The 11,886-nt window shown below is 66.1% G+C and carries 22 protein-coding genes; all 22 read right to left on the bottom strand.

Annotated features, from left to right (window positions below):
• Window positions 1–234: 234 nt before the first annotated feature.
• The 22 genes from rplO to tuf all read right to left on the bottom strand — a co-directional run bounded on the left by rplO (window position 235) and on the right by tuf (window position 11,824).
• On the bottom strand, window positions 235–687 hold the full coding sequence (gene rplO, locus FHX73_RS16580) for a 50S ribosomal protein L15 (protein WP_425461388.1): 453 nt from the start codon (window positions 685–687) through the stop codon (window positions 235–237).
• Between the two features lie 2 nt (window positions 688–689).
• The gene (gene rpmD, locus FHX73_RS16575) at window positions 690–872 is read right to left on the bottom strand and encodes a 50S ribosomal protein L30 (RefSeq protein WP_030055835.1); all 183 of its coding nucleotides are present in this window, start codon (window positions 870–872) and stop codon (window positions 690–692) included.
• Window positions 872–1,519 carry a 30S ribosomal protein S5 gene (gene rpsE / locus FHX73_RS16570; RefSeq protein WP_145905736.1) on the bottom strand — a complete coding sequence of 216 codons (648 nt, stop codon included), beginning with the start codon at window positions 1,517–1,519 and terminating at the stop codon, window positions 872–874. The genes rpmD and rpsE overlap by 1 nt, the downstream gene beginning before the upstream one ends.
• A gap of 48 nt (window positions 1,520–1,567) precedes the next feature.
• Entirely contained in the window at window positions 1,568–1,951 is a 384-nt protein-coding gene (gene rplR, locus FHX73_RS16565; RefSeq protein ID WP_145905735.1) for a 50S ribosomal protein L18, read from the bottom strand.
• A 3-nt stretch (window positions 1,952–1,954) separates the two neighbouring features.
• Window positions 1,955–2,494, bottom strand: coding sequence for a 50S ribosomal protein L6 (rplF, locus tag FHX73_RS16560; RefSeq protein WP_145905734.1), 540 nt, complete (start codon window positions 2,492–2,494; stop codon window positions 1,955–1,957).
• A gap of 22 nt (window positions 2,495–2,516) precedes the next feature.
• A complete protein-coding gene (rpsH, locus tag FHX73_RS16555; protein WP_145905733.1) occupies window positions 2,517–2,924 on the bottom strand; it encodes a 30S ribosomal protein S8 in 408 nt (135 codons plus the stop codon).
• Window positions 2,925–3,187: 263 nt separating this feature from the next.
• Window positions 3,188–3,373, bottom strand: coding sequence for a type Z 30S ribosomal protein S14 (locus tag FHX73_RS16550; RefSeq protein WP_030393303.1), 186 nt, complete (start codon window positions 3,371–3,373; stop codon window positions 3,188–3,190).
• A gap of 4 nt (window positions 3,374–3,377) precedes the next feature.
• A complete protein-coding gene (rplE, locus tag FHX73_RS16545) occupies window positions 3,378–3,956 on the bottom strand; it encodes a 50S ribosomal protein L5 (RefSeq protein WP_035848173.1) in 579 nt (192 codons plus the stop codon).
• On the bottom strand, window positions 3,956–4,267 hold the full coding sequence (gene rplX, locus FHX73_RS16540; RefSeq protein ID WP_035853973.1) for a 50S ribosomal protein L24: 312 nt from the start codon (window positions 4,265–4,267) through the stop codon (window positions 3,956–3,958). The genes rplE and rplX overlap by 1 nt, the downstream gene beginning before the upstream one ends.
• 15 nt (window positions 4,268–4,282) lie before the next feature.
• Complete coding sequence (gene rplN / locus FHX73_RS16535) at window positions 4,283–4,654, bottom strand: 50S ribosomal protein L14 (protein WP_030393301.1); 372 nt, start codon at window positions 4,652–4,654, stop codon at window positions 4,283–4,285.
• A 103-nt stretch (window positions 4,655–4,757) separates the two neighbouring features.
• Window positions 4,758–5,039 carry a 30S ribosomal protein S17 gene (gene rpsQ / locus FHX73_RS16530; RefSeq protein ID WP_145905732.1) on the bottom strand — a complete coding sequence of 94 codons (282 nt, stop codon included), beginning with the start codon at window positions 5,037–5,039 and terminating at the stop codon, window positions 4,758–4,760.
• Window positions 5,039–5,263, bottom strand: coding sequence for a 50S ribosomal protein L29 (gene rpmC / locus FHX73_RS16525; protein ID WP_035848170.1), 225 nt, complete (start codon window positions 5,261–5,263; stop codon window positions 5,039–5,041). Before rpmC ends, rpsQ begins: the two co-directional genes overlap by 1 nt.
• Window positions 5,263–5,682 carry a 50S ribosomal protein L16 gene (rplP, locus tag FHX73_RS16520; protein ID WP_145905731.1) on the bottom strand — a complete coding sequence of 140 codons (420 nt, stop codon included), beginning with the start codon at window positions 5,680–5,682 and terminating at the stop codon, window positions 5,263–5,265. The genes rpmC and rplP overlap by 1 nt, the downstream gene beginning before the upstream one ends.
• A 5-nt stretch (window positions 5,683–5,687) precedes the next feature.
• Entirely contained in the window at window positions 5,688–6,521 is an 834-nt protein-coding gene (gene rpsC, locus FHX73_RS16515; RefSeq protein ID WP_145905730.1) for a 30S ribosomal protein S3, read from the bottom strand.
• Window positions 6,521–6,868, bottom strand: a complete 348-nt coding sequence (gene rplV, locus FHX73_RS16510) for a 50S ribosomal protein L22 (protein WP_057231334.1) — start codon at window positions 6,866–6,868, stop codon at window positions 6,521–6,523. Before rplV ends, rpsC begins: the two co-directional genes overlap by 1 nt.
• A 49-nt stretch (window positions 6,869–6,917) precedes the next feature.
• Entirely contained in the window at window positions 6,918–7,199 is a 282-nt protein-coding gene (rpsS, locus tag FHX73_RS16505) for a 30S ribosomal protein S19 (RefSeq protein ID WP_035848164.1), read from the bottom strand.
• Between the two features lie 11 nt (window positions 7,200–7,210).
• Window positions 7,211–8,047, bottom strand: a complete 837-nt coding sequence (gene rplB, locus FHX73_RS16500) for a 50S ribosomal protein L2 (RefSeq protein ID WP_145905729.1) — start codon at window positions 8,045–8,047, stop codon at window positions 7,211–7,213.
• A 43-nt stretch (window positions 8,048–8,090) separates the two neighbouring features.
• Window positions 8,091–8,411, bottom strand: a complete 321-nt coding sequence (gene rplW / locus FHX73_RS16495; protein ID WP_035848160.1) for a 50S ribosomal protein L23 — start codon at window positions 8,409–8,411, stop codon at window positions 8,091–8,093.
• The gene (gene rplD, locus FHX73_RS16490; protein WP_145905727.1) at window positions 8,411–9,088 is read right to left on the bottom strand and encodes a 50S ribosomal protein L4; all 678 of its coding nucleotides are present in this window, start codon (window positions 9,086–9,088) and stop codon (window positions 8,411–8,413) included. The genes rplW and rplD overlap by 1 nt, the downstream gene beginning before the upstream one ends.
• A 5-nt stretch (window positions 9,089–9,093) precedes the next feature.
• Window positions 9,094–9,741 (bottom strand): 50S ribosomal protein L3, encoded by a 648-nt coding sequence (gene rplC / locus FHX73_RS16485; RefSeq protein ID WP_145905726.1) that lies wholly within the window; start codon window positions 9,739–9,741, stop codon window positions 9,094–9,096.
• 14 nt (window positions 9,742–9,755) lie between these two features.
• Window positions 9,756–10,064 carry a 30S ribosomal protein S10 gene (gene rpsJ, locus FHX73_RS16480; RefSeq protein ID WP_012785157.1) on the bottom strand — a complete coding sequence of 103 codons (309 nt, stop codon included), beginning with the start codon at window positions 10,062–10,064 and terminating at the stop codon, window positions 9,756–9,758.
• Between the two features lie 566 nt (window positions 10,065–10,630).
• Window positions 10,631–11,824, bottom strand: coding sequence for an elongation factor Tu (gene tuf, locus FHX73_RS16475; RefSeq protein WP_145905725.1), 1,194 nt, complete (start codon window positions 11,822–11,824; stop codon window positions 10,631–10,633).
• Window positions 11,825–11,886: the final 62 nt, after the last annotated feature.

Raw genomic sequence — 11,886 nt, 5'->3', positions numbered from 1 at the left:
CTCTAACAGCGTGTGGCCACTCGGCAGAAGCGCCGCAGCCCGGGGGTTGCCGAACGCACGGCCAGATGCCCGGTTTTGGCCGTGCTTGCACGGAAAAGCCGCCCCGATCACCAGATGAAACGCCAAGAGCCCCGTCCCTCTAACGAGGGACGGGGCTCAACGGCACTGACGTGCCGTCAGACCGCTTTTCTCATCTGCCCCGCCTCGGAAAAGAGGGGGCTCAGACGGAACGGGTCAGACCAGCTCGGTGACGGTGCCGCCGGCGGCCTTGATCTTCTCGGCGGCGGAGCCGGAGACGGCGTCAACCGTCACCTGCAGCGCGACCGAGACCTCGCCGGTGCCGAGCACCTTGACGAGGGAGTTCTTGCGAACCGCACCCTTGGCGACCAGGTCCTCGACAGTGACCTCGCCACCCTGCGGGTAGAGCTCGGCCAGCTTGTCGAGGTTGACCACCTGGAAGGTGATCTTGAAGGGGTTCTTGAAGCCCTTCAGCTTCGGCAGGCGCATGTGGAGGGGCATCTGGCCACCCTCGAAGCGCTGCGGAACCTGGTAGCGGGCCTTGGTGCCCTTGGTACCACGACCGGCGGTCTTGCCCTTGGAGCCCTCACCGCGACCGACACGGGTCTTCTCGGTCTTGGCACCCGGGGCCGGACGCAGGTTGTGGATCTTGATCGGGTTGTCAGACATGATCAGTCCACCTCCTCGACCGTGACGAGGTGACGGACGGTGTGGGCCATCCCGCGGATCTCGGGACGGTCCTCCTTCACGACCACGTCGTGCATGCGCTTGAGACCAAGCGAACGCAGGGTGTCACGGTGGTTCTGCTTGCTACCGATGTAGCTCTTGGTCTGGGTGATCTTCAGGCGAGCCATCAGACACCCGCCCCGGCGGTCGCAGCAGCGGCGGTGCCGGCGGCGCGGGCGCGCAGCAGGGCAGCCGGAGCCACGTCCTCAAGCGGCAGGCCACGACGGGCGGCGATCTCCTCGGGGCGCACGAGGCCCTTCAGAGCAGCCACGGTGGCGTGCACGATGTTGATCGCGTTGTCCGAGCCGAGCGACTTCGACAGGATGTCGTGAACGCCGGCGCACTCCAGGACGGCACGCACCGGGCCACCGGCGATAACACCGGTACCGGGGGACGCCGGCTTCAGGAGCACGACGCCGGCGGCCTTCTCACCCTGGATCGGGTGCGGGATGGTGCCCTGGATACGGGGGACCTTGAAGAAGTTCTTCTTGGCCTCCTCAACACCCTTGGCGATGGCGGCCGGAACCTCCTTCGCCTTCCCGTAACCGACACCCACGGTGCCGTCACCGTCGCCCACCACGACCAGCGCGGTGAAGCTGAAACGACGACCACCCTTGACAACCTTGGCGACACGGTTGATCGCGACAACGCGCTCGACGTAAGCAGTCTTCTCGACGGCGGGGGCGTTGCCCCGGTCGTCCCGCTTACGGTCGCGCCGCTCGCCACCGCCGGTGCCGCCGCCGGCGCCGCTACCGCGGCGCTGGGGTCCAGCCATTGGAATTACCTCTCTCGATTACGTCCGCCGACAGAGTCGACGAGCGGCTTAGAAGTCGAGCCCGGCCTCGCGGGCCGCGTCCGCCAGGGCGGCGATGCGGCCGGCGTACCGGTTGCCCGCGCGGTCGAAGACGACCGACTCGATGCCGGCGGCCTTGGCGCGCTCGGCGACCAGGCTTCCGACCTTCTTGGCCAGCTCGGTCTTGTCGCCCTCGACGCCCTTGATGGACACGTCGAGGGTGGACGCCGACGCCAGAGTGTGGCCCTTGGCGTCGTCGATGACCTGGGCGACCATGTGCCGGTTCGAACGCGTCACGACGAGGCGCGGACGCACCTCGGTGCCGGTGACGCGCTTGCGAACACGGATCGCGCGGCGCTTGCGGGCAGCAGCCTTGTAGCCGTTGCCCTTGCCGATCTTGACAGAGACGCTCATGGCTTACTTACCACTCTTTCCGACCTTGCGGCGGATGACCTCGCCCGCGTACTTGACGCCCTTGGCCTTGTACGGGTCGGGCTTGCGCAGCTTGCGGATCTTGGCGGAAACCTCGCCGACCAGCTGCTTGTCGATCCCGTCCACGTGGAACTTGGTGGGCGACTCGACCACGAAGGAGATGCCCTCCGGGGCCTCGATCAGGATCGGGTGGCTGTAGCCGAGCGAGAACTCCATCGCGGAGCCCTTCGCTGCGACTCGGTAACCAACACCGCTGATCTCCAGCGACTTGCGGTAGCCCGCGGTCACGCCGGTGATCATGTTCGCCACCAGCGTGCGGGAAAGGCCGTGGAGGGCCTTCGACTGACGCTCGTCGTTCGGGCGAGTGACGACCAGGGTGCCGTTCTCGTCCTTGCCGATCTCGATCGGCGCGGCGACAACGTGGGTGAGGGAGCCCTTGGGGCCCTTCACCGAGACCGCCTGGCCATCGATGGTGACGTCCACGCCGGCGGGAACCGGGATGGGCAGCCGTCCAATGCGCGACATTGCTGTACCTCCGTTTCCCGAATTACCAGACGTAGGCGAGAACTTCTCCGCCTACGCCCTTCTTGGCGGCCTGCTTGTCCGTGAGGAGACCCGAGGACGTGGAGATGATCGCCACGCCCAGGCCGCCGAGGACCTTCGGCAGGTTGGTGGACTTTGCGTAGACCCGCAGGCCCGGCTTGCTGATGCGCTTGATACCAGCGATCGAGCGCTCGCGGTTGGGACCGAACTTGAGCTCGATGGTCAGCTTCTTGCCGACCTCGCCCTCGGTCGGCTCCTCGACCTTCCAGCTGGAGATGTAACCCTCCTGCTGCAGGATCTGCGCGACGTGCGACTTGATCTTGCTAGCCGGCATCGCCACGGTGTCGTGGTACGCCGAGTTCGCGTTACGCAGACGCGTGAGCATGTCTGCGATGGGGTCGGTCATGGTCATGATGGCCTCAGGCCTCTCTCGCCGTGGTTTCTCCGCGCCAGGTCCCCCTGCCGCACTCCGGGGAGTGCGGCAGGGGCACAGACGCAGGGGACCTGCGGCGTTAGTAAGACTGGGTGCGAGCCCCTCCAAAGAAGGGCCGCGAGCAGCTATGGAGCTGCCGCGGCGGGGGCCCGACCCCACTACCTTACGGGAATCCGTACAGAGACCCAAAAGGGAGGGGCCGGGCACCTCTGCTTCGCAGTTGTGCGCCGAGGGCTACTGGCTTACCAGGAGCTCTTGGTCACGCCCGGCAGCTCGCCGCGGTGCGCCATCTCACGGAGGCAGACACGGCAGAGGCCGAACTTGCGGTACACCGAGTGCGGACGGCCGCAGCGCTGGCACCGGGTGTAGGCCCGCACGCCGAACTTCGGCTTGCGCTCGGCCTTCGCGATGAGGGACTTCTTCGCCATGTGGTTACGCCTCCTTGAACGGGAAGCCCAGAGCGCGCAGGAGCGCCCGGCCCTCGTCGTCGGTCTGGGCGGTGGTCACGACGGTGATGTCCATACCGCGCTGACGGTCGACCTTGTCCTGGTCGATCTCGTGGAACATGACCTGCTCGGTCAGACCGAAGGTGTAGTTGCCACGGCCGTCGAACTGCTTCGGGGAGAGGCCACGGAAGTCACGGATACGCGGCAGGGCCAGCGACACCAGACGGTCCAGGAACTCCCACATGCGGTCACCACGGAGGGTGACGTGGGTGCCGATCGGCTGGCCCTCGCGCAGCTTGAACTGCGCGATGGACTTACGAGCCTTGGTCACAGCCGGCTTCTGACCGGTGATCGCGGTCAGGTCCTTGATGGCACCCTCGATCAGCTTGCTGTCACGAGCGGCCTCGCCGACACCCATGTTGACCACGACCTTGACCAGGCCGGGGATCAGCATGACGTTCTCGTACGAGAACTCCTCCTGCAGCTGGCCCTTGATCTCGGCGTTGTAACGCGCCTTGAGGCGGGGGGCCACCTTCTCGACGTTCTCGATGGTCGTCTCAGACATCAGATGTCCTCACCGGTTCGCTTGGCAACGCGGATCTTGTTGCCCTCGTCATCGAAGCGGTAACCAACGCGAGTGACGACCTTCTTGCCGTCCTTCTCGACGACCAGCTGCACGTTGGAAACGTGCACCGGGGCCTCGACGGTGATGATGCCACCGGCGGTGCCCTGGCCGGGCTTGGTGTGCTTCTTGACCCGGTTCACACCCTCGACGAGGACCTTGTTCTCGGCGGGCATGGCCTGGATGACCTTGCCCTGCTTGCCGCGGTCCTTGCCGGTGATGACCTGAACCAGGTCACCCTTCTTGATCTTCATGCTGTTCGCCATGGGTTAGAGCACCTCCGGCGCAAGCGAGATGATCTTCATGAACTTCTTGTCACGCAGCTCGCGGCCCACCGGGCCGAAGATGCGGGTGCCACGGGGGTCACCGTCGGTGTTCTTGAGCACGACGGCGGCGTTCTCGTCGAACCGGATGTACGAACCGTCGGGACGACGGCGCGACTTCACGGTACGGACGACGACGCACTTGACGACGTCACCCTTCTTGACGCTGCCGCCGGGGATCGCGTCCTTGACGGTGGCGACGATGACGTCCCCGATACCGGCGTAGCGGCGACCGGAGCCACCGAGAACGCGGATGCAAAGGATTTCCTTCGCGCCCGTGTTGTCGGCGACGCGCAGTCGCGACTCCTGCTGGATCACAGCTTTCTCCTGATCGTCAACGAGAGTCGACGGGCCGGCCGCTGCTCACAGAGGCGTTCCCTGGGGAACCCGCTGCACATACGGCCGTACCTCATCGGCTTCGTTACTTGGCCTTCTCGAGGATCTCGACGACGCGCCAGCGCTTCGTCGCGGACAGCGGGCGGGTCTCCGCGAGGAGGACCCGGTCGCCCACGCCGCACGCGTTCTGCTCGTCGTGCGCCTTCAGCTTGTTCGTACGGCGGATGACCTTGCCGTACAGCGCGTGCTTGACGCGGTCCTCGACGGCGACGACGACGGTCTTGTCCATCTTGTCGCTGACGACGAGACCCTCACGGGTCTTGCGGAAACCGCGCGCCTCAGTGTCGTTGGTGGTGTTCTCAGTCATCAGGCGTTCTCCACCGTCTCGATGCCCAGCTCGCGCTCGCGCATCAGGGTGTAGATCCGCGCGATGTCCTTACGGACCAGCCGGAGCCGTCCGTGGTTGTCGAGCTGTCCGGTCGCCGCCTGGAAGCGGAGGTTGAACAGCTCCTCCTTGGCCTCGCGGAGCTTGGCAACGAGACCCTCGTTGTCCAGCTCGCGCAGCTCAGCAGCCTTGGTGCCGGCCGACATCAGCTCTCACCTGCCTCGCGCCGGACAATCCGGCACTTCATCGGGAGCTTGTGAGCAGCGCGGGTGAGCGCCTCACGAGCAACCTTCTCATTGGGGTAGGACAGCTCGAACATGACCCGTCCCGGGTGAACGTTGGCGATCCACCACTCCGGGGAGCCCTTACCGGAACCCATGCGGGTCTCGGCCGGCTTCTTGGTGAGGGGACGGTCCGGGTAGATGTTGATCCAGACCTTGCCACCACGCTTGATGTGACGGGTGATGGCGATACGAGCGGACTCGATCTGCCGGTTCGTCACGTAGGCCGGGGAAACGGCCTGGATGCCGTACTCGCCGAACGCGAGCTCGGTGCCACCCTTGGCAGCGCCACGGCGCTTGGGGTGGTGCTGCTTGCGGTGCTTGACCCGACGGGGGATCAGCATGAGGGTCAGGCCTCCGTTCCGGTGCTCTCAGCCGCCGGCGCCTCGGTCACAGCCGCGGCCGGAGCCTCGGTGTTCGCGGGACGACGACCGCCACGGGCGCCACCACGCTCGCCGCCACGGCCACCGCGCTCGCCGCCACGCGCGGGGCGGGCGTCGTTGCGGGCCGGACGGTTGCCCGAGCGGGCAGCAGCGTTCTCAGCGCGGACCTCGGCGATGTTCTTGACGTCGCCCTTGTAGATCCAGACCTTCACGCCGATGCGGCCGAAGGTCGTCTTGGCCTCGAAGAAGCCGTAGTCGACGTTCGCGCGCAGGGTGTGCAGCGGCACACGGCCCTCGCGGTAGAACTCCGAACGGCTCATCTCGGCGCCGCCGAGACGACCGGAGCACTGGACCTTGATGCCCTTGGCGCCGGACTTCATGGTGCCCTGCATGCTCTTGCGCATGGCACGGCGGAACGACACGCGGGAGGACAGCTGCTCCGCGACGCCCTGAGCCACGAGCTGGGCGTCCAGCTCGGGGTTCTTGACCTCAAGGATGTTCAGCTGGACCTGCTTGCCGGTCAGCTTCTCGAGGTCGCCGCGGATGCGGTCGGCCTCGGTGCCACGGCGACCGATCACGATGCCGGGGCGGGCGGTGTGGATGTCGACGCGGACGCGGTCGCGGGTGCGCTCGATCTCGACCTTGGAGATGCCGGCGCGCTCCATGCCCTTCGTCATCATGCGACGAATGGCGACGTCTTCCTTGACGTAGTCCTTGTACAGCTTGTCGGCGTACCAGCGGGACTTGAAGTCCGTGCTGATGCCGAGGCGGAACCCGTGCGGGTTAACCTTCTGGCCCATTACCGGGTCCCTTCCTTGCTGCTGACGACCACGGTGATGTGGCTGGTCCGCTTGCGGATCCGGTAGGCACGGCCCTGGGCGCGCGGACGGAACCGCTTCAGGGTCGGGCCCTCGTCAACGTACGCCTCGCTGATGACGAGGTCGTCCACGTTGGAGTGGTTGTAGTTGTGCGCGGCGTTGGCGATAGCGCTGTTCAGCACCTTGCCGACCGGCACGGTCGCGGCCTGCGGAGCGAAACGCAGGACCGCCTGGGCCTCCGTGGCACTCATGCCACGGATGAGGTCCACCACGCGGCGGGCCTTCATGGGCGTGACGCGGATGTACCGCGCCTGGGCCCTGGCTTCCATGGTTGTCCCCTTGCTGGTGTCAGTCATAGTCGTTGCTTTCAGCCGGCGACTAGCGACGCTTCGACTTGCGGTCGTCCTTGACGTGACCGCGGAACGTACGCGTCGGCGCGAACTCGCCGAGCTTGTGGCCGACCATCGACTCGGTGACGAACACCGGGACGTGCTTGCGGCCATCGTGCACCGCGATCGTGTGACCGAGCATGCTCGGGCTGATCACGGAGCGACGGGACCAGGTCTTGATGACGTTCTGAGTACCCGCCTCGTTCTGCGCGTCCACCTTCTTGATGAGGTGGCCGTCGATGAAGGGGCCCTTCTTGAGACTGCGCGGCATCTGACCTGCTCCTAGCGCTTCTTGTTGGTCTTGCGGCGGCGCACGATGAGGGCGTCCGAAGCCTTCTTGGCCTTACGGGTGCGACCCTCCTTCTGACCCCACGGCGAGACCGGGTGGCGACCACCAGAGGTCTTACCCTCACCACCACCGTGCGGGTGGTCGATCGGGTTCATGGCGACACCACGCACGGTCGGGCGAACGCCCTTCCAGCGCATGCGGCCGGCCTTGCCCCAGTTGATGTTCGACTGCTCGGCGTTGCCGACCTCGCCGATCGTGGCGCGGCAGCGCACGTCGACCAGGCGGATCTCACCGGAGGGCATGCGCAGGTGCGCCATGCGGCCCTCACGGGCGAGCAGCTGGATGCCGGAGCCGGCGGAGCGGGCCATCTTGGCACCGCCACCGGGACGCAGCTCCACCGCGTGGATGGTGGTACCGACCGGGATGTTGCGCAGCGGCAGGTTGTTGCCCGGCTTGATGTCGGCCGTGGGGCCGTTCTCAACCCGGTCACCCTGCGCGATGCCGCGGGGGGCGATGATGTAGCGCTTCTCGCCGTCCGCGTAGTGCAGGAGCGCGATGCGCGCGGTGCGGTTGGGGTCGTACTCGATGTGTGCGACCTTGGCCGGCACGCCGTCCTTGTCGTGACGACGGAAGTCGATCACGCGGTAGGCGCGCTTGTGTCCGCCACCCTGGTGGCGAGCGGTGATACGACCGGCGTTGTTACGGCCGCCCTTGCTGTGCAGGGGGCGAACCAGCGACTTCTCCGGCGTGGACCGCGTGATCTCTACGAAGTCGGCCACGCTGGAGCCACGACGGCCCGGCGTAGTCGGCTTGTACTTGCGGATGCCCATTTGGCTCTCTCGTCCTCGTCCTTATCGACGATCACGATCTCCGTTAGGAGACCGGACCACCGAAGATGTCGATGCGGTTGCCCTCAGCCAGCGTCACGATGGCGCGCTTGGTGTCCTTGCGCTTGCCAAAGCCCGTCTTGGAGCGCTTGCGCTTGCCCTGACGGTTGAGCGTGTTGACGGACTCGACCTTGACCGAGAAGACCGCCTCGACGGCCTGCTTGATCTGGGTCTTGTTGGCACCGGGCGACACGACGAACGTGTACTTGTTCTCGTCGAGGAGCGCGTAGCTCTTCTCGGAGATGACCGGCTTCACCAGAACGTCACGGGGGTCCGTGAAGGTCTTGCTCGTGATGTCTGCAGCCATCAGGCGGCGCTCCCTTCGAGCTCGCCCTCAGCAGCCACAGCCTTGGCGGACGCGACGGGACCCGCCACGAAACGCTCGAAAGCAGCCTGGGTGAAGACCACATCGTCGGAGACGAGCACGTCGTAGGTGTTCAGCTGACCCGCGTCCAGGATGTGAACGTGCGGCAGGTTGCGGGCGCTCTTCAGACCCAGCTCGTCGGCACGCTCGACGACGAGGAGGATGTTCTTGCGCTCGGTGATCTTGCCGAACAGGCCCTTGGCGGCCTTGGTCGACGGCGCCTCGGTCGCGGTCACGCCGGTGATGACGTGGATGCGCTCGTGGCGGGCCCGGTCGGTGAGCGCACCGCGCAGGGCGGCGGCGATCATCTTCTTCGGGGTCCGCTGCGAGTAGTCGCGCGGCACGGGACCGTGCACGACGCCACCGCCCGCGAACTGCGGCGCGCGGGTCGAGCCCTGGCGAGCCCGGCCGGTGCCCTTCTGGCGGTACGGCTTGCGGCCGCCGCCTCGGACCTCGCCACGGGTCTTGACCTTGTGGGTGCCCTGACGGGCCGCAGCGAGCTGCGCCACGACGACCTGGTGCATCAGCGGAACGCTGACCTTGGCGTCGAAGATCTCAGCGGGCAGCTCAAGGCTGCCGGCCTTGTCGCCGGAGGGCGACAGGATGTCAATGGTGCTCATATCCTTCACAGCCCCTTCGCCGCGGTGCGGACGAGGACGAGGCCGCCGTTCGGGCCCGGGACCGCACCCTTGATCAGGAGCAGACCCTTCTCCGCGTCAACCGCGTGCACGGTCAGGTTCTGGGTGGTCACACGCTCGTGACCCATCCGGCCGGCCATCTTGAGGCCCTTGAACACACGGCCCGGGGTGGCGCAGCCACCGATGGAACCGGGCGAACGGTGCTTGCGCTGCACGCCGTGACCGGCGCCGAGGCCCTTGAAGTTGTGACGCTTCATGACACCGGCGAAGCCCTTGCCCTTGGAGGTGCCGGTCACGTCGACCTTGACACCCGCCTCGAACAGCTCGGCGGTGATCTCCTGGCCCAGCGTGTACTCGGAGGCGTCCGAGGTACGCAGCTCGACCAGGTGGCGGCGCGGGGTGACACCAGCCTTGGCGAAGTGACCCGCGAGGGGCTTGTTCACCTTGCGGGGGTCGATGTCGCCGAAGCCGATCTGCACGGCGTCGTAGCCGGCAGCGCTGTCAGCGGTGTGGACCTGGGTCACGACATTGGGCCCAGCCTTGACGACGGTCACCGGAACGATCCGGTTGTTCTCGTCCCAGACCTGGGTCATGCCGAGCTTCTCGCCCAGGATGCCCTTAATCTGCTTAGCCATCTTCGGTGCGCCTCTCAGAGCTTGATCTCGATGTCGACACCAGCCGGCAGGTCGAGACGCATGAGCGAGTCAACCGTCTTCGGCGTGGGGTCGAGGATGTCGATCAGACGCTTGTGAGTACGCATCTCGAAGTGCTCGCGCGAGTCCTTGTACTTGTGCGGCGAGCGGATGACGCAGTACACGTTCTTCTCAGTGGGCAGCGGCACCGGGCCCGCGACCTGCGCACCAGTGCGAATGACGGTCTCGACGATCTTCTTCGCCGAGGAGTCAATCACCTCGTGGTCGTAGGCCTTGAGCCGGATGCGGATCTTCTGTCCCGCCATGGCTACTCAGTAGTCCTTTGTGTCGTCTGCTGCTTCTACTGCCGGATTGAGCCGGGTGGCTTGGTCCGGTGGCGGCCCGGGTGGTTCCCTCCGGTCCACGCGCTCGGGCGTGTCGCGCCTGCGCTTAAGAAAAGGGAAAGAACCCTCTTCAGTGGATCCTGGTCGGCCTTGCACCCATGGACGCCGGATCGAGGCCCCGCCCACGCTTCCCGGAAGATTCCCGTACGTCCGCCCCGCAGCTGCCGCGGTGTCGCTTACACACCACTACCCCCACATACTGTCCGTGGGGATATGAACGGCCATCACGGGAACGACGAGTACCTGGGACTCGCTTCCAGTCCTCCCGGCGGGAGGCGCGCAGCATCGGCACTCAACCGAGCAACTTGGCTATCTTGCCATATCAGAGGCGTTTGACGCCAATCAGGCAAGGGTACGCGGGCTGATCGCCTGTCAATTCCCCGGCCGACGGGGTCCATCGCCTCGTTCGAACATGCGAAAGGGTCCCGGACCCCGCTCTCGCGAGCGGGCTCCGGGACCCTTTTCGAGCTAGGCCTTCAGACCGTCAATTACTTGAGGATCTTGGTGACCTGGCCGGCGCCGACGGTGCGGCCACCCTCACGGATGGCGAACTTGAGGCCCTCCTCCATGGCGATCGGCTGGATCAGCACGACCGTCATGGCGGTGTTGTCGCCCGGCATGACCATCTCGGTGCCCTCGGGGAGGGTCACGACGCCGGTCACGTCCGTGGTACGGAAGTAGAACTGCGGGCGGTAGTTGTTGAAGAACGGGGTGTGACGGCCACCCTCGTCCTTCGACAGGATGTAGGACTGGGCCTCGAACTCGGTGTGCGGGGTGACGGTGCCCGGCTTGATGATGACCTGGCCGCGCTCGACGTCCTCGCGCTTGATGCCGCGGAGCAGCAGACCGACGTTCTCACCGGCCTGGCCCTCGTCGAGCAGCTTGCGGAACATCTCGATGCCCGTGACCGTGGTGGTGGTCTTGGTGGTCTTGATGCCGATGATGTCGACGGTCTCGTTGACCTTGAGGACACCACGCTCGATGCGGCCGGTGACGACGGTGCCACGACCGGTGATCGTGAAGACGTCCTCGATCGGCATCAGGAACGGCTGGTCGGTCAGGCGCTCCGGGGTGGGGATGTTCTCGTCCACGGCCGACATGAGGCCGAGGAGCTTCTGGCCCCACTCGGCGTCGCCCTCGAGCGCCTTCAGCGCCGAGACGCGCACGACCGGCAGGTCGTCGCCCGGGAACTCGTACTCCGAGAGCAGCTCGCGGACCTCGAGCTCGACGAGCTCCAGGATCTCCTCGTCGTCCACCATGTCGGCCTTGTTCAGGGCGACGACGATGTAGGGGACGCCGACCTGGCGGGCCAGGAGGACGTGCTCCTTGGTCTGCGGCATCGGGCCGTCGGTGGCGGCGACGACGAGGATCGCGCCGTCCATCTGGGCCGCACCGGTGATCATGTTCTTGATGTAGTCGGCGTGACCCGGGCAGTCGACGTGGGCGTAGTGACGCGCCTCGGTCTGGTACTCGACGTGCGCGATCGAGATGGTGATACCGCGCTGACGCTCCTCCGGGGCCTTGTCGATCTGGTCGAACGGCGTGAAGGGGTTGATCTCCGGGTACGCGTCGTGCAGCACCTTGGTGATGGCCGCGGTCAGCGTGGTCTTACCGTGGTCGATGTGACCGATGGTGCCGATGTTGACGTGGGGCTTCGTCCGCTCGAACTTCGCCTTCGCCACTGCAGTCCTCCTGAGGACAGTTCTGTACGCCGTACGACGTCAGTTGGTCTTTGATCGGGTTG

The sequence above is a fragment of the Kitasatospora viridis genome (genome assembly GCF_007829815.1).
GTDB classification, from domain to species: domain Bacteria; phylum Actinomycetota; class Actinomycetes; order Streptomycetales; family Streptomycetaceae; genus Kitasatospora; species Kitasatospora viridis.
The sequence above is the reverse complement of the archived record's forward strand: the minus strand, read 5'-3'. Positions and strand labels throughout refer to the sequence as shown.